Origin of the sequence: Streptomyces sp. NPDC056503, assembly GCF_042794995.1 — a bacterium.
Lineage (GTDB): Bacteria > Actinomycetota > Actinomycetes > Streptomycetales > Streptomycetaceae > Streptomyces.
The window spans coordinates 1-16,360 of sequence record NZ_JBHTST010000167.1 but is presented as its reverse complement, the minus strand read 5'-3'; the positions used below and the strand labels follow the sequence as shown (position 1 = coordinate 16,360).

Here is a 16,360-nt window from a genome sequence, read left to right as displayed (position 1 = left end):
GCGGGGCCCCTCGGCCGGGGCCCCGCGCCTGTCCCGTGGTCGTGCGGGTCACTCCAGGGGAGGCATCTCGCCGACCGTCGTCCGGACGTCGATGACCGCGAAGGCGGCGCCCTGGGGGTCGAGGATCGCGGCGAAGCGGCCGAAGGGGCTGTCCATGGGGCCGAAGAGCTTGCGGCCGCCGAGGCGTTCGGCGGCGTTGACGGCCAGGTCGCAGTTGTCGACGGCGAAGTAGACCTGGATGTAGCCGGGGACCTCCGGGGGGAAGTCCCCGGCGGGCATCCGCATGCGGCCGAGGAGCGGGTCGGCGCCGAGGTCGAAGACCTTGTAGTCGATGTCCTCGCCGGTCATCTTCTTGGTGTCGTAGCCGAAGACGCTGGTGAAGAAGGGGTCGGACTTCTCGGGCTCGCGGGTGAAGACCTCGGCCCAGACGTAGGAGCCGGTCTCCCCTTCGAGCTCGAAGCCCTCGTGGACGCCGGCCTGCCAGAGGCCGAAGACCACGCCCGACGGGTCGTGGGCGATGCACATCGAGCCGAAGTCGCCCACGCGCATCGGCTCCATCAGCACCGTGCCGCCCGCCGCCCGGATCCTCTCCGCCGTGGCGGCGACGTCGTCCGAGGCGAAGTAGAGGCACCAGGCGGACTGCGGCGGGGTGTCGCCGCCGGGCATCGGCGGGACGACGGCGGCGACCGCCTTTCCGTTCTTGTACGCCTGGGTGTAGTTGCCGAACTCCGTGGACTCCTCGCCGAAGGTCCAGCCCAGCACGTCGGCGTAGAAGGTCTTGGCGGCCTTGGCGTCGGTGAACATCGCGTCGGTCCAGACCGGGGTGCCTTCAGGTCGTACGGCCATGACGAGACTCTCGCTTCCGATCGATGGCTTCCTGCGTGTTTTGTCGCCTCTGCTCACGCTAGTCACGACCGGCTCGGCCCGCGCGGTGGCGCGCGGGCCGGGTCAGCGCGGCAGGCGGCTGAGGCCGTAGCGGTGGAACGGGGCCCGGGGCACGGCCAGGTCCGGGCGCCAGGCCGCGAGGACCTGCGCGGAGGGCAGGAAGAGGGCCCGGGGCAGCTCGTCGGGGGAGGTCCAGCGCCAGCACTCGATCTTCGCGGGCTCGGCCACGGCGGGGGTGCCCGTGAAGGACCGCACCACGGTCGCCGCCGTCAGCCGGGTCAGCTCCGAGGAGGTCACCGTGTCGAGGAGCAGGCCGATGACCTCGACGTCGGCGGGGGCGGTGAGGAGCGTGGTCTCCTCGGAGAGCTCGCGGGCCGCGGCCTCCTCGATCGACTCGCCGGGTTCGACCCCGCCGCCCGGAAGCTCCCAGACCCCCGAGCGGTCCAGGCCGAGCAGGACCCGGCCGTGCGCGTCCAGGACGACGATGCCGGCGCCCAGGGCCGCGCCGGGGGTCGGCGGGCGGGTGTTGCGGGAGGCGGCGGCGGGATCGGGGGCGTACAGGTCGGGCGTCATGCGTCCTGTCTACCAGTCGCGGCCGACACGCGGTCCCCGGCCGCGGGCGGGACGACGGCCACCGGGCAGGCGGCGTGGTGGAGCACGGCGTGCGCCACCGAGCCCACCAGGAGTTCCGCGATGCGGTGCCGGTGGTGCCGGCCCACGACGAGCAGCGCCGCGTCGGCGGAGGCGTCCACGAGGAGGCCGGCGGCGTCGCCCGGTGCCACGGTGGGGACCAGCTCCACGGCGGGGTGGCGCGCGGCGAAGGGGCGCAGCCGGGTCTCCTGTTCCCGCCGGGCCTCGGCCAGGAGCTCCTCGGTGTCGTCGGCGAGGGGCAGTGGCGGCGGCATCTGGAAGGCGGGGGAGGGGGCGGCGACCAGGGTGGACGGGTTCGGCGGGAGGCGGAGCGCGGTCACGGCCTCCAGCGGTACGCGGCGGAGCGCGGCCGACTCGAAGGCGAAGCCGATCACCTCGTCCGGGGTCTCCTCCGGATGCAGGCCCAGCAGGACGCGCCCGGCGCCCGGGCCGCTGTCCAGGGAGGCGGTCCTGGCCTCGTGCGGGACCACCACCAGCGGGCAGGGGGCGCGGGCGGCCAGCGTCCGGCCGGTGGAACCGAGGAGGAGGCTGGCGAAACCGCCGTGGCCGCGTGAGCCCGTCACCAGGAGCCGGGCGCCCCGGGCCGCCTCCGGCAGGACGTCGGCGACGGTGCCGTCCAGGGACGCGTACCGTACGGGGACCGCGTGCCCCCGCTCCTCGACGACGGTCCTGACCGCGTCCAGGACCGTGTCCGGCAGCGCCGGCTCGGTGCCCAGCGAGGCGATCCGGGCCGCGCCCAGCTGGAGGGCCTCGGAGCGGACGTGGGCCACGACGAGCGGGGCGTCCAGGAGCTCCGCCGCGCCCAGCGCCCACGACAGGGCGCGCAGACTGTGCTCGGAGCCGTCCACGGCGGCGACGACGGGCGGATCGCTCTCCATGTTCATGGGGGAATGCCTCCCTCGTCCGGCGCCGCGCCACGCCGGTGGGTCAGCCGCGGATCAGGCGCTCTGCTCGCGGGCGGCGCGCTCGGCCTCGCGCTGGGCGTTGCGCTCCTTGATGCGGACGGTCTCCTTGCGGACGTCGGCCTGGGTGGCGCGCTCCTTGACCAGCCACTCCGGGGCCTCGGCCTTCAGGGCCTCGATCTGCTCGGTGGTGAGGGCGTCGGCGATCCCGCCGCGGGCCAGGCCGGAGATGGAGATGCCCAGCTTGGAGGCGACCACGGGGCGCGGGTGCGGGCCGTTCTGGCGGAGTTCCCGCAGCCAGGCCGGCGGGTTCGCCTGGAGCTCGTTCAGCTCGGCGCGCGAGACGACGCCCTCCTGGAAATCGGCGGGGGTGGCCTCAAGGTACACACCCAGCTTCTTGGCCGCGGTGGCCGGCTTCATCGTCTGGGAGTTCTGGTGCGACGTCATGGGGTCAAGGGTATCGAGGACGCGGAGCTCCTCCGACCACGGTCGCCCTCCTACCTGCGCGGACGGCCTGTGCGGAGGGGACCGCCCGGACCGGTCCGGGGCCGCGCTGCGGGTAATCTTGCGGGGTGACAGACTCCCCGCTCGTCCCCGCCCCCGACGCCACGGCCTTCCGGCTCGCCTTCGTGCCCGGTGTGACGCCCTCGAAGTGGGTGCGGACCTGGGAGCAGCGGTTGCCCGACGTACCGCTCACGCTCGTGCAGGTCACGCCCGGTGAGGCCTTCGAGGTGCTGCGGGAGGGCGGTGCGGACGCCGCGCTGCTGCGGCTGCCGGTCGACGGCGAGGATCTGAGCGCGATCCCGCTGTACGAGGAGACCAGCGTGGTGGTCGTGCCCAAGGACCACCACTTCGCCGCCGCCGAGGAGCTGGCCCCGGAGGACCTGGCCGAGGAGCTGGTGCTGCACCCGCTCGACGACACGATCGGCTGGGAGGCGGGGCCGCCCGGGATGCCGGCGTTCCAGCGGCCGGAGACGACGGCCGACGCGGTCGAGCTGGTCGCCGCCGGGGTGGGTGTGCTGGTCGTCCCGCAGTCGCTGGCCCGGCTGCACCACCGCAAGGACCTCACGTACCGCGTGATCTCCGGGGTGCCGCAGTCGCGGGTGGCGCTGTCCTGGTTGAAGTCCGAGGAGGCCCCCGACCTGGTGGAGGAGTTCATCGGGATCGTCCGGGGCCGGACCGTGAACAGCACCCGGGGCCGGCGCGCGGAGGCCCAGAAGGGCCAGAAGACGGCGCAGAAGCCGACGAGGAAGGCCACGGGGGCGAAGCCGGCGCGGCCGGGGAAGCCCGCCAAGGGCAAGGGCGGCGCCGCGGGGCGCGGCGGGAAGCCCCGCCGCGGCCGCTGAGTGAGGCCCTCGGCATACTCCTCCTGATGATCAGGCGCCCACCACGGTGGGCGGTGAGGAAGAGGAGAAGCCTTTGGCCGCCAGTTTCAGGACCGTCGTCGAGGTGGCGCCCGCCCATCTCGACGAGGCCCGGTCGATCGACCGGGTCTTCCAGGAGGCGATCGCCCCCGCCACCGTCAACTTCGACTTCGAGGCCATCCACCGGGCGGCCGCGGCCGTGCCGGACAGCACCATCGTCCGGATGGTGCGGGGCTGGGGGCTCAGGGAGCACGCCCCGCTGCTCGTCATGGTGCTCTCGCTGAAGGAGGCCGTCCGGCAGGCGCTGCCGGCCGAGTGCGCGGAGGCGGGCTTCTGGGAGACCGTGGAGCGGGAGCTGGTCGCCGCGTTCACGGGGCTCGGCGAGCAGCTGGGGCAGCCCGGGCTGTCCTTCTACGAGGAGTCCGAGCAGCGCACCCGCTACTACCGTGACCTGTTCTTCGCGCTCCAGGAGGAGGGTTCGGGCGAGGCGCTGCACGCGCTCGCGTTCTGTGTGGACGTGACCGTGGAGCTGCCGAAGGAGCAGGTGCTCGGGCTCCGTCTGACGGACTCGGCGCCGTTCGCCGTCGGGTTGAACGCGATCGTGCTGCGGCGTCCGCTTCCCGTCGCGGCCTGATCCACCCGCTCGCGCCGGCCCGCCGTCCCGGGCCGGATCCTCAGTGGGGCCACGGGCCGTAGTTGTCGCCGGTGCGGCCGTTCCCGTTCCCGTTGCCGTTGGTGCCGTTGCGCCGGGCGACGAGGGGCACCATGAACCAGCAGAGCGCCAGCCACAGGGCCATCACGGCGACCAGCACCAGCGCGATGCCGTCGTCCAGCACCATCCGCGTGATCAGCAGGAACGTCGACACCATCGTCAGGTAGAGCAGCACCAGGCCGACCAGCGTCAGGCGGGCCGCCCAGTTCACCGTCTCCGGTTTGAGCCGGCGCCCGGCGACCAGCCGGTGCACCGCCACCGGTGCGACGAGCGCCCCGGTGGTCGCCGCTCCCAGACAGAACGTGACCACGTAGATCATCCGGTCCGTGGTGCCCAGCTCCGTGAAACGCGGCTGGAAGACGACGGCGACGAGGAAGCCGAAGAGGATCTGGGTGCCTGTCTGGGCGACCCGCAGTTCCTGGAGGAGCTCGTTCCAACGGCGGTCCGCGCGCTGCGCGGGACTCTCCCCGCGCCCGTCGTCGTGGCGCTCGCCGTTTCCGGGGGTCATACGGGGCGAGTGCCCCCGAGCCCGTCCCGTATGCCCTGAGCGGGGTGCGCCTCCTCCGTGCGCACCCGCCCGGGTCAGCCCACCGGTCCGCGCAGTCGGCCGCGGCGGGCCGCCGCGACCAGCTCGGGGACGGTCGCGAGCTTGACGCGCGGCCGGCCCGTCGCGGCGCCCCGGGCCCGTTCGGCCCGGTCGATGGCGGCGAGGCCGCGGGCGTCGACCAGCCGGGGGGTGCGGTCGCGGGCGAGCCGGGCGAAGGCCTTCGCCGAGCCGGCGGGCCGGGGGAGCCGGCCGTCGACGGCGTCGGCGAGCAGGCTGCCTATGGTCTCGGCGGAGCAGGCGCGGTTGGCGCCGATGCCGCCCGAGGGGCCGCGCTTGATCCAGCCGACGACGTAGGTCCCGGTCATGCCGTCGACGCGGCCGGCGGTGTGCGGGACGGTGCCGGTGGCCTCGTCGAAGGGGAGCCCGGCGAGCGGGACGCCCCGGTAGCCGATGGCCCGGACGAGGAGGCCGGCCGGGATGTCTACGGGGCCGTCGGCGCCGTCGGCGCGGACCGCGCGGACCGCCTCCCGGCCGAGGGCCTCCTCGGGCGCCGAGTGGAAGCGGAGGACGATCCGGCGGCGGTCGGTGTCGGGTCCGCGGGTCCAGTCGACGGTCTCGCGGGTCGTGTGCCGGAGGAGGGCGGCCTTGTCGCCGGCGGGTGCGCCGTCGATGGCCGCGGCGATCCGGGGGTCGTGGGCGTCGACGACGAGGTCGACGCCGGGGAGGTGGTCGAGGGCGAGGAGTTCGGAGGCGGTGTACGCGGCGTCCTCGGGGCCGCGCCGGCCGAGCAGCACCACCTCGCGGACCCGCGAGCCGCGCAGGGCGTCGAGGGCGTGGTCGGCGATGTCGGTGCCGGCGAGGGCGGCGGGGTCGGAGACGAGGATGCGGGCCACGTCGAGGGCGACGTTGCCGGTGCCGACGACCACGACCCGTTCGGCCGTGCCGAGGGCGACGGCTTCGGGGGCGGTCTCCGGGTGGGCGTTGTACCAGGAGACGAGGGAGGTCGCGGAGAGGCTGCCGGGCAGCTCCTCGCCGGGGATGCCGAGGCGGCGGTCGGACGGGGCGCCGACGGCGTACACGACCGCGTCGTGGTGGGCGGCCAGCTCCTCGGGGGTGACGTCCTTGCCGATCTCGACGCCGAGGCGGACGGTGGTCCGGGGGTGGGTGTGGAAGCGGGCGAGGCTGTCGCCGGCGCCCTTGGTGCCCGGGTGGTCGGGGGCCACGCCGTAGCGGACGAGGCCGCCGGCGACCGGGAGCCGGTCGATGAGGGTGACCTCGGCGTTGGTGTGCAGGAGCAGGTCCTCGGCGGCGTACATGCCGGCGGGTCCGGTGCCGACGACGGCGACCCGGATCGGGGCGAAGTCGGAGGGCAGCGAACGGCCGAAGGAGGGCTCGCCCCAGGGGTGGAAGGTGGGGGAGGCGAGGACGGGGGCGGGTTCGCGGCCCTCGAAGTGGGCGGCGTTGATCGCCTCGTACCGCTTCAGGGGGCCGGTGAGCCGGTCGACCGGGAAGATCGCGTCGACCGGGCAGGCGTCGGCGCAGGCGCCGCAGTCGATGCAGCTCTTCGGGTCGACGTAGAGCATCTCGGTGGTGCCGAAGTCCGGCTCCTCGGGCGTCGGGTGGATGCAGTTGACCGGGCAGACGGCGACGCAGGTCGCGTCGTTGCAGCAGGTCTGGGTGATGGCGTAGGTCATGGCGGCGGCTCGGCTCGGCTCGTCGGTGTCGGACGCGGGGTCAGAGGAGGTGGGCGCGCTGGTAGAAGCGGACGGCCGGCCGGGTCAGCATGCCGACGTCGCCGAGGAACTCCATGAGGCCGGAGCAGCTGGCGCGCAGTCGGGCCTTGTAGTGCTCGTTGGCGGCGGCCTCCCGGCGGGCGCGCTCGGGGTCGAGGCCGGCCCGGACGTACACCTCGGGGTTCACCAGGCTGGTGATGATGTAGTACGCGGCGATGGCGACGATCAGGGCCTGGAGGTGGCGGCGGGCGCGGCTCGCGCCGGCGAGCTTGCGGCGGGTCTCGTCCCGGGCGAACTTCATGTGCCGGGATTCCTCGACGACGTGGATGTTGTTGATGGTGCGCACGAAGGGGACCACCCGCTCGTCGCGCATCCAGTCGCGCTGCATGACGTCGAGGACCTCCTCGGCGACGAGGATGCCGGCGTAGGCGGCCTCGCCGAAGCCGACGGTCTTCATGACCCGGCCGAGCTCCATGACGGCCCGCTTGGGGCGGTAGGCGGGGGCGCCGAGCTTCTGGGAGCCGCGGGCGAACATGATCGAGTGGCGGCACTCGTCGGCGATCTCGGTGAGCGCCCACTGGAAGCGGGGGTCGGTGTGGTCGGTGCGGTAGATGTCCCGGAGCACCAGCTGCTGGAGGATCATCTCGAACCAGATGCCGGTGGAGGCGACGGAGGCGGACTCCTGGCGGGTCAGCTCCTTCTGCTGCTCCTCGGTCATCTCGTTCCAGTAGGCGGTGCCGTAGAGGCTGTTCCACTCGGGGCTCTGGCCGTGGAAGTCCTTGTCGAGGGGGGTGTCCCAGTCGACCTCGACGGCGGGGTCGTAGCTGAGCTTGGCGGCAGACCGGAGGAGCCGCTCGGCGACGTCGTCCTGGTCGTGGTTGTCCGGGCGCACGGTGCTGCTGGCCATCGTTGCGACTCCTTGGGTCACGCGGTCGGCTCGTGATCGGTCCGTCGCTTGTTAGACATCGCGTCTAGCAAGCTTGTTAGACGGAACGTATAGCAAGGGTGTCGCGCGGGCTACCCCCCGGTACGGACTTTCTCCTCCGCGTCTCCCCGCGGGCACGCGAAGGGGGCCGGAGCGCAGTCGCTCCGGCCCCCGGGGGGATCGCGGGGATCAGAAGGTCAGGTTCCAGGCGTCGATCTTGCCGGTGTCCGCGCTCGCGTTGTCGTTGACGCGGAGCTTCCAGACGCCGTTCGCGACCTCGGAGGAGGCGTTGACGGTGTAGGTCTGGACGATGTTGTCGGTGCCGCTGCCGGTCCGGTTGTGCACGGTGTAGACCGAGCCGTCGGGGGCGACCAGGTCGACCTTGAGGTCACCGATGTAGGTGTGCTTGATGTCCACGCCCACCTTGAGGGTGGCCGGCGCGTTGCCGGTGACGCCGCTGACGGTGATCGAGCTCTCGACGGTGGCGTTGTCGGAGACCGTCACGTCGGTGAGGTTCTCGAAGTACTTGCCGGGCGGCGGGGTCGAGCCGCCGACCGCCTTGAGCGCGTCCACGCGGCCCTCGCCGAAGAAGCTGTTCTTCGCCGTGGTGCCGGTGCAGCGGGCGTCCGACGGGCAGGCCAGGTCGGTCGCGTGCTCGCCGAGCTTGGCCCGGAGGTCCGCCGGGGTGTACGCCGGGTTGGCGCTGGCCAGCAGCGCGGCGACGCCCGCCACGTGCGGGGAGGCCATCGAGGTGCCGCTCAGCGAGGAGTACTTGCCGCCGGGGACCGTGCTGTAGACGGACTCGCCGGGCGCCGAGACCTCGATGACGTCGCGGCCGAAGTTGGAGAAGGACGCCTTGGACGTGCCGCTGGTGCCGTTGGCGGCGACCGTGACCACGCCCGGCAGCTCGGCCGGGATGTCGAGGCAGTCGTTGGTGATGGTCCGGGTCACCGGCGTCGAGTCGTTGGGGCTCGACGAGTCGGTGGTCTTGTTGGCCAGGTCGACGTTGGAGTTGCCGGCCGCCGCGACCTGGAGCGAGCCCTTGCCCTCGGCGTAGGCCTGGGCGCGGCCCACGCCCTCCAGGATGGCCGCCTGGTCCAGGTTGTTCGGGCAGTTGAACTGCCACGGGTCCGTGTAGTAGCTGTTGTTGGTGACCTTGAAGCCGTGGTCACCGGACCACACGAGGCCGCAGATGGTGTTCTCGGCGAAGAAGAGGGTGCTGCCGGGCTCGGCGATGCGCACCGAGGAGATCTTCACGCCCGGCGCGACGCCGATGGCGCCCTTGCCGTTCTTGGCCGCCGCGACCGTGCCGGCCACGTGGGTGCCGTGCTGGTCGACGTCGCGCCAGGCGCCGGCGCGGGTGTCCGCCTTGCCGTAGGCGCAGGAGACCGAGTCGGCGGCGTTGAAGTTCGGCGCCAGGTCCTGGTGCTGGTCGTCGACGCCGGTGTCGAGGATGCCGACCTTGACCGAGGCGGAGCCCGGGTTGACGGCCCAGGCCTGGTCGGCCTTGATCTGCGTCATGTCCGAACGGACGGGCTCCGTCGTCGGGGCCGCGGACTGCGCCGGGTTGGCCGGGAGGGTCGGGTTGTACGCGTCGGCCGGGACGTCCGAGGTGCGCGTCGCGCCGACCTTCTGCACGCCGGCGACGCCACGCAGGGTGGTGGCGAAGGAGGCGGAGGTCGAGTGGGCGACGATCACGCCGATCGCGTCGTACGCGGCGAAGACCGAACCGCCGTTCGCCGTGACGGCGGAGCGCACCGCGGTGGTGTCACCGGGGGTGGTGATCACCAGGTAGGCGCGGGTGCCGGCGGCCCAGGCGGCGGGCGCCGCGGGCGCCTGCTGCGCGGCCCGGGCGCTCGCGGTGAACGCCGTGAGCGGCTCGTTGTCGAGCGGGGCGGCCTGGGCGAGCGAGACCGGGCCCGCGAGCGCCAGGGTCGTGCCGAGGGCGGTCGCCGCGAGTCTCATCCGGCCGGATATGTGGGAAAACAATGCGTCCTCCGATGGCCCGGTGGCGCGGGTGGCGCCGGCCGGGCCCTGTGATGTGTGGGGTGGACGCAAGATCCCAGACGGGCGGGGGCGGAGGGAAGCCTTCTGTCCGACAAGCCCGTTCGTGTAACAGAATCTTGACTTGAACATGTCGAAGAGGGGGCGGATTTCCTTCTCCGCCCCCTCTTCGCGGGATCACTTCAGGTACGGGCCCGCCGTGCCGATCTTTCCGGGACCGTTCAGGACGTACACCCGGAGGTTGCCCTTGCCGGGCGCGCCGACCGTGAGGCTGCCGTTGGAGACCGTCCTGACGTCACCGGTGACGGCGTCGGTGTAGGTGCCGTTGGGGATGCCGTTGTACGTGGCGCCGCCCGAGACGGTGACGAGGGCGAAGCTGTCCGTGGAGCCGCTGGTGTACCGGCGCTTGAACGCCATGCCGCCCGAGATGCCCTCGGTCGAGTACTGGCCCATCTGGAGCGCGGGGATCGCCCGGCGGATCTCGTTGAGCCGCTGGACGTGCTTGACCAGGGGCTGCTGGAGGGTGGTCGCGACCTGCCCGCTCGCCCCGGAGACCTTCGAGAAGTCGGAGGCGGTGACGGTGCCGGCGACGTGGTCGCCGTAGTAGGCGCGGCCGGTGGTCGCCAGCGGGCAGGTGGGCCCGCAGTCGATCTTCTGGCCCTTCTGGAACTCGATCTCGGAGCCGTAGTACAGCGTCGGGATGCCGCGGAAGGTCCACATCAGCGACATGTTCTCGGCCCAGGCGTCGGTGCCGCCGGTGTACCGCTCGGAGGACTTGTTCGGTCCGTAGTCGTGGCTGTCGACGTAGACGACGTTGTAGGTGGCGTCGTTGTAACTGTCGTCCGAGTCCTTGCCGTTGGAGAAGGCGTTGTAGGCGTCACCGAAGTTCATGTGCATGCGCATGTCGATGACGTTCATGCCGGAGAAGCGGCTGTGGTCGGGCGCGTGGTAGCTGTTGCCGTTCAGGAAGGCGTTGGTGGAGGTGGGCTGGTTGCCCGTGCCCTGCTGCTGCTCGTAGTCGTACATCTCCAGCGCCGCCTTGGTGTCGTCGGCGTCGTACTCCTTGCGCTCCTTCCACGTGAAGAACTGGGCGGAGTGGTTCACCGAGCCCCGGTTCCACTTGTCGTTGACGAAGGCCGCGACCTCGCCGAAGACGAAGAAGTTCTTCGCCGCCTCGGCGCCGTGCCGCTGGGTGACCCGCTCCTGGATCGCGGGAAGGAAGCGGCGGTTCCAGGTGGTGCGCGGGATGTGCACCGCGGTGTCGACGCGGAAGCCGTCGACGCCCATGTCGATGTACTTGTCGTACGCGCCGATCAGGTAGTTCTGGACGGTCGGGTTCTCGGTGTTGAAGTCGGCGAGGTCCTCGTGCAGCCAGCAGGAACGGGAGTCCTCGCCCTCCCAGTTGCCGATCCAGCACTGGTGGTAGAGCGCCTTCGGGAACATGCCCGACGTGGGGCTCGGCCACTGGCAGTTGTAGACCGTGTACCCCTCGGCGCTCTTGCCGCCGGTCGGCTTGCCCCAGTTGACGCAGGTGTTGCCGGCCGGTTCGGCCGTCGACCACAGGTCGCCGTTGTAGTACGACTTGCCGGTCTTGGTGTCGATGGTCAGGCCGTCGTACTCGAAGCCGGGCTGCTTCTCGTCGTAGTACCAGCTCCACTGGGCGTCCCGGACGCCGTACACGGTGGGCGTGAACAGGCCCTTGGCGCCCCAGCGGGAGGAGTGGTTGTAGACGACGTCCTGGTAGATCTTCATGCCCTTGGCGTGGGCGGCGTCGATGAGGTCCTGGTAGGAGGCGCCGGCCGACTCCAGGCGCGGATCGACCTTGTAGAAGTCGTAGCCGTGGTAGCCGTGGTAGTCGTAGTCCGAGCGGTTGAGCACCACCGGGGTGACCCAGACGGCGGAGAAGCCGAGGCCCTTGATGTAGTCGAGCTTCTGGACCAGGCCCTTGAAGTCGCCCCGGAACATGGGGTCGTCGTTGGCCGCGTTCCCCGACTTCACGTGCTGGCTGCCGCCCCGGTTGTTGGAGGCGTCGCCGTCGTAGAAGCGGGCGGTGAGGACGAAGTAGATCGGGTCCTTGCGCGGGTCGGTGCCGAGCGGCTTGCCGTTCGCCGGCGCGGTGGGCTTGTCGCCGGTGGTGGCGGTGGCGGGCGCCGAGGCGGCCGAGACGTTCCCGGCGGCGTCGACCGCCTTCACCGTGTAGGTGTACGCGGTGCGTTCGGCCAGGTTCGTGTCCGAGAAGACCGTCGAGCCGACGTCGGTGACGACCGTGCCGGTGGTGCCGCCGGTGCGGGTGACCTGGTACTTGGTCACGCCCCGGTCGTCGGTGGCCGCGTTCCAGGCCAGCAGCACGGAGACGCCGTCGGCGGTCGCGGTGACGCCGGCCGGTGCGGTGGGCGCCTGGGTGTCGGGCGGGGTCGCGGCGCAGGGGTCGGTGGCGTTCGCGGTCACCACCCGGTCGCGGACGGTGGAGGTGCCGGTGCCGATGGCGTAGTCGGTGCCGCCGTTGTTGTCCCACACGCCGTTGCCGTTGTTGAAGGCGGCCTTGAGGGAGGTGGCGGTGCCGAGGTCCAGCTCCCGCTTCCACCAGCCGGTGCAGGCCGCCGTCATGCCGAGGCCGGGCGCGGTCGTCCACGCGCCGCCGGCCGGCTGGTAGTGGACGTTCACCGTCGACCAGCCGAGGGAGGCCGAGGAGTAGTACACCGTCGCCTTGTTGGAGGCCGGCGGCGGGGTGTCGGCGCAGGGGTCGGAGTGGGCGACGACGCCGTCCTTCACCGTGATGTTCCCGGTGCCGAGGGCGTAGTTGCGGCCGCCGTTGTTGTCCCAGGTGCCGGTGCCGTTGTTGAAGGTCGCCTGGAGCCCGGCGGCGGAGCCGAGGCTGACGGTCTTCTTCACCCAGTCCGTACAGGCGGGCTCCATCGCGGTGCCGGGGACGGTGGTCCAGGTGCCGCCGTCGGGCGCGTAATGGAGGTTGTAGGCCGACCAGTTCTTGGTCTTGGTCCAGTAGTGGACCGTCGCCGTGTTCTCGGCGGCGGCCGCCGCCGGGGCGGCGTCGAGACGGGTGGCCGTGGAGGCGGCGGTGCCGGGCGGCGCGGCCACCAGGCCGATGAGGCCGGCCGCGACACCGAGCAGCGCGAGAGCGCGCCGGCGCGGCCGTATGCGGGTGGGGGTCATGCGGATCTCCAGACGGGGGCGCGCCGGGGCAGGAGGCCGGTGGAGCGGCGGGGATGGGCCTCTTGGAAGCGCGTGCGGAAACTTGCGGAAAGTTCTTGCGTCGGCGGGAAGTTACCCCTGTGCGGCGCGCGCGTAAAGAGTCCGCGTCGAAGCGGTTCGCATCGCGGGACGGGGCCCGTGCTTCGGCGCGCGGGACTTCGTCCGGGTTCCGGGACGCGGCGTTCGTGTATCGGGTCGTGCGGGTGCCGGTCGGGTGCCGGTCGGGTGCCGGACCGTGCGGGGCGTCGGTCGTACGGGACTTCGGTCGTACGGGACTTCGGTCGTGGGCCGGGTCGCGGGGCTCAGTCCCGTTTCAGGTGGGGCGCCAGCAGGGTGCGCCAGGACGAGTCGATGCGCCGGTACTCCGCCGGGCAGAGCGCGGCGCGGTCGCGGGGCAGCACCCCGTCCGGGTTGTCCTCCGCGTCCACCGCGTCGGCGAACCGTTCCGGATCGGAGCCGTACAGCCAGCAGGCCCAGTTGAAGAAGCGCTGCCCGTCCATGGAGTGGATGTCGGAGTACGCCGCCACGCCGGGGTCGCCGCCCTCGGAGGCCTCCCAGATCGCGCCCCAGGCGTTGATGGTGGAGATCGCGTAGTCCGTGTGGCGCTCGTCGCCGGAGGCGAGGAGGAGGACGGCGAGCTGGTCGACGGCGTCCTCCTCGCGGCCGGTGACGGGCAGGTCGTAGAGGTCGACGAGGGCGTGGCCGAGCTCGTGGAAGAGGACGCCGTTCGAGAGCCCGACGACGTCCTCGTCGACGGCGGCCGTCCGCTCGGCCGGGGTGCCGTCGGTGTCGACGCGGGTGAAGACCCGCCGGGCGTCGGGCACGAAGCCGTAGCAGTAGGTGATCCGTCCGGTGGCCCTGTCCCAGTACGGGTTGGGGGCCTCGCAGCGCGCCGCGCGCAGCGGCACGTCGCGGGGGAGGGCGATCCGGGCGTCGGCGTAGGCGGCGGCGTCCTCCAGGACCCGGTGGTCGCGCAGGAAGGCGCGGGCGGTGCGTTCCTCGGGGGTCTTGGCCGCTTCGTACGTGACGACGAGCCGGCCCGTGCCCTGGGCGGGGCCCGTGGCGGGGGCCGTGGTGGGGGAGGAGGTCGCCGGGGTCGTCGCGCATCCGGCGAGGAGGGCCGCGGCCAGGGCGAGGGGCGGGGCGAGGCGCAGGGCGCGGTGGACGCGGGCGGCGGCGGGCATCGGCGGCACCTCGTCTCGTGGGCGTCCCTGCCGACGAGCCTGGCCGGAGCCGGTGCCGGGGGCGAGCCCTCCGCGCCGGACGGGTGAGGCGCGTGGGCCGGCGCGGCCGGGGCCGGCCGCGCCCGACGGGCGGGCCCTGGGGCCCTGGCCTCAGGTGCGGGGCCAGGGGCGGCCCTCCAGGCGCTCGATGTCCCGGTTGAACCGCTCCAGGAACTCGGCGAAGACGGTCACCTCCTCGGGGGACCAGTGCTCCATGATCCGTTCGAGGCCGCCGACGTTGAAGGAGCGGTCGGCCTCCAGCCGGCGCTCGCCCTCCTCGGTGATGCGGAACTTGCGCGCGATGCCGCCCTCCGGGTCCGGGATGCGCTCCACCACCCCGGACCGCAGCATCGCCGCCGTCTGCCGGTTGAGGGTGGAGGCGTCGAGCCCGAAGGCGTCCGTGAGCTGGCCGATGGACATGGGCCCGTGCATCCGGATCCGGGTGAGGAGCACGTACGCGCTGCGGTCGAGGCCGCCGGCGCCGACCCGGGTCCGCGGGGCGTGGAGGTGCGAGTGCCGGCTCAGCAGCATCGTCTCGAACTCGACGCGGTCGGTGGGCTTCTCCACGGGCTTGTCCATGGGGTCATTCTCCCCTGCGACGATTGGATGTGCATCATGCATAACTTGTGCATCATGCAATTTGTGTGCATGATGCACAAGCCTTCGCTTTCATGACACCCAGGGAGAGACCCGTGGACCGCGCCCAGACCGACGCACGCCCCGGAGGCGTCGTCGGCGTCCTCGCCTTCGCCGGCATCGTGGCGGCACTCATGCAGACCCTCGTGGTGCCGCTCATCGGCGACCTGCCGCGGCTCCTGCACGCCAGCGCCTCCGACGCCTCGTGGGTGATCACCGCCACCCTGCTCGCCGCCGCCGTCGCCACCCCCGTCGCCGGGCGCCTCGGCGACACCCTCGGCAAGCGGACCGTGCTGCTCGCCTCCACCGTCCCCCTGATCGTGGGCTCCGTCGTCTGCGCCCTCGCCGACTCCGTGATCCCGATGATCGTCGGCCGAGGCCTCCAGGGCCTCGGCATGGGCGTCGTCCCCGTCGGCATCAGCCTGCTCAGGGACGTCCTGCCGCCCGAGAAGCTCGGCGGCTCCATCGCCCTGATGAGCGCCTCCATGGGTGTCGGCGGCGCCCTCGGCCTGCCGTTCTCCGCGGCCGTCGCCGAGCACGCCAGCTGGCGGGTCCTCTTCTGGGTCGCCGCCGCCCTCAGCGCCGTCGTCGCCGTCCTCATCCACCGCCTGGTCCCGGCCGGCCGCCGCAACCCGAACCCCGGCCGCTTCGACCTGCCCGGCGCCCTCGGCCTCGGCGTCGGCCTCGTCTCCCTCCTCCTCGCCGTCTCCAAGGGCGCCACCTGGGGCTGGGGCAGCGCCACCACCCTCGGTCTCCTCGCCGCCGCCGCGGTCGTCCTGCTCGGCTGGGGGTTCTGGGAGCTGCGCACCCGTGACCCGCTCGTCGACCTGCGGGTCACCGCCCGCCCGGTCGTCCTGCTGACCAACCTCGCCTCGGTGCTCGTCGGCTTCTCCATGTACGCCCAGTCGCTGGTCGTCCCGCAGCTCCTCCAGCTCCCCGAGGCCACCGGCTACGGCCTGGGCCAGTCGATGATGGGGATGGGCCTCTGGATGGCCCCGGCGGGCCTCGCGATGATGGCGCTCGCCCCGCTCGGCGCCAAGCTGTCCGCCGCCCGCGGCCCCAAGGTCACCCTCTCCGTCGGCGCCCTCGTCATCTCGGTCGGCTACGCCTCCTCGCTCGCCCTCATGGGCTCCACCTGGGGCCTGCTCGCCGTCACCCTGATCTGCAACACCGGCGTCGGCCTGGCGTACGGGGCGATGCCCGCGCTCATCATGGGCTCCGTCCCCGCCGAGGAGACCGCCTCCGCCAACAGCTTCAACACCCTGATGCGGTCCATCGGCACCTCGGTCTCCGCCGCCGTCATCGGCGTCGTCCTCGCCCAGATGACCACCACCCTCGGCGGCCACACCCTGCCGTCCGAGGGCGGCTTCCGCGCCGCCATGCTCATCGGCGCGGGCGTCGCCCTCCTCGCCGCGATCGTCGCCGCCCTCATCCCGGCCCGGCACACCCCCGCCGCCGGCGCGCCCGCCGGGGCCCCCGCCCCGGAGACCGCCCGCGCCGCCTGAGCCCGGCGGCGAGCCGGTGAGCGGTACGGGTACGGGACCGCCGGTCCCGTACCCGTACCGCTC

14 protein-coding genes are annotated in these 16,360 nt (G+C 72.7%); 3 read left to right on the top strand and 11 right to left on the bottom strand.

The window, feature by feature from the left end; genetic code table 11:
• Positions 1-48: 48 nt before the first annotated feature.
• From ACFQ8C_RS33030 to ACFQ8C_RS33015, 4 genes are all read right to left on the bottom strand, one after another.
• Entirely contained in the window at positions 49-846 is a 798-nt protein-coding gene (locus ACFQ8C_RS33030) for a VOC family protein (protein WP_383464979.1), read from the bottom strand.
• A 102-nt stretch (positions 847-948) separates the two neighbouring features.
• A complete protein-coding gene (locus tag ACFQ8C_RS33025; RefSeq protein ID WP_383464978.1) occupies positions 949-1,458 on the bottom strand; it encodes an NUDIX hydrolase in 510 nt (169 codons plus the stop codon).
• Entirely contained in the window at positions 1,455-2,420 is a 966-nt protein-coding gene (locus ACFQ8C_RS33020; RefSeq protein ID WP_383464975.1) for a universal stress protein, read from the bottom strand. Before ACFQ8C_RS33020 ends, ACFQ8C_RS33025 begins: the two co-directional genes overlap by 4 nt.
• Before the next feature lie 54 nt (positions 2,421-2,474).
• Complete coding sequence (locus ACFQ8C_RS33015) at positions 2,475-2,885, bottom strand: DUF5997 family protein (protein WP_383464972.1); 411 nt, start codon at positions 2,883-2,885, stop codon at positions 2,475-2,477.
• Between the two features lie 125 nt (positions 2,886-3,010).
• Between ACFQ8C_RS33015 and ACFQ8C_RS33010 the strand changes: the two genes are divergently transcribed.
• Both ACFQ8C_RS33010 and ACFQ8C_RS33005 read left to right on the top strand, forming a co-directional pair.
• A complete protein-coding gene (locus ACFQ8C_RS33010; RefSeq protein WP_383464969.1) occupies positions 3,011-3,784 on the top strand; it encodes a LysR family transcriptional regulator substrate-binding protein in 774 nt (257 codons plus the stop codon).
• A 73-nt stretch (positions 3,785-3,857) separates the two neighbouring features.
• Positions 3,858-4,436 carry a Type-2Aa cytolytic delta-endotoxin gene (locus ACFQ8C_RS33005; RefSeq protein ID WP_383464967.1) on the top strand — a complete coding sequence of 193 codons (579 nt, stop codon included), beginning with the start codon at positions 3,858-3,860 and terminating at the stop codon, positions 4,434-4,436.
• Between the two features lie 40 nt (positions 4,437-4,476).
• Here ACFQ8C_RS33005 and ACFQ8C_RS33000 read toward each other — a convergent pair whose 3' ends face one another.
• The 7 genes from ACFQ8C_RS33000 to ACFQ8C_RS32970 form a co-directional block, all read right to left on the bottom strand.
• A complete protein-coding gene (locus tag ACFQ8C_RS33000; protein WP_383464965.1) occupies positions 4,477-5,022 on the bottom strand; it encodes a DUF6328 family protein in 546 nt (181 codons plus the stop codon).
• Positions 5,023-5,096: 74 nt separating this feature from the next.
• A complete protein-coding gene (locus tag ACFQ8C_RS32995; protein ID WP_383464963.1) occupies positions 5,097-6,755 on the bottom strand; it encodes an FAD-dependent oxidoreductase in 1,659 nt (552 codons plus the stop codon).
• A gap of 40 nt (positions 6,756-6,795) precedes the next feature.
• A complete protein-coding gene (locus tag ACFQ8C_RS32990; RefSeq protein WP_383464961.1) occupies positions 6,796-7,701 on the bottom strand; it encodes a diiron oxygenase in 906 nt (301 codons plus the stop codon).
• Positions 7,702-7,908: 207 nt separating this feature from the next.
• Positions 7,909-9,684: a S8 family serine peptidase gene (locus tag ACFQ8C_RS32985; protein WP_383464959.1), complete on the bottom strand. Its 1,776-nt coding sequence runs from the start codon at positions 9,682-9,684 to the stop codon at positions 7,909-7,911.
• 216 nt (positions 9,685-9,900) lie between these two features.
• On the bottom strand, positions 9,901-12,894 hold the full coding sequence (locus ACFQ8C_RS32980) for a carbohydrate binding domain-containing protein (protein WP_383464956.1): 2,994 nt from the start codon (positions 12,892-12,894) through the stop codon (positions 9,901-9,903).
• A 341-nt stretch (positions 12,895-13,235) separates the two neighbouring features.
• Positions 13,236-14,117, bottom strand: a complete 882-nt coding sequence (locus ACFQ8C_RS32975; RefSeq protein ID WP_383464953.1) for a DUF4344 domain-containing metallopeptidase — start codon at positions 14,115-14,117, stop codon at positions 13,236-13,238.
• 150 nt (positions 14,118-14,267) lie between these two features.
• Positions 14,268-14,723, bottom strand: coding sequence for a MarR family winged helix-turn-helix transcriptional regulator (locus ACFQ8C_RS32970; protein WP_383464981.1), 456 nt, complete (start codon positions 14,721-14,723; stop codon positions 14,268-14,270).
• Between the two features lie 104 nt (positions 14,724-14,827).
• Between ACFQ8C_RS32970 and ACFQ8C_RS32965 the strand changes: the two genes are divergently transcribed.
• Positions 14,828-16,297, top strand: coding sequence for an MFS transporter (locus tag ACFQ8C_RS32965; RefSeq protein WP_383464950.1), 1,470 nt, complete (start codon positions 14,828-14,830; stop codon positions 16,295-16,297).
• The last annotated feature ends 63 nt before the right edge of the window (positions 16,298-16,360 follow it).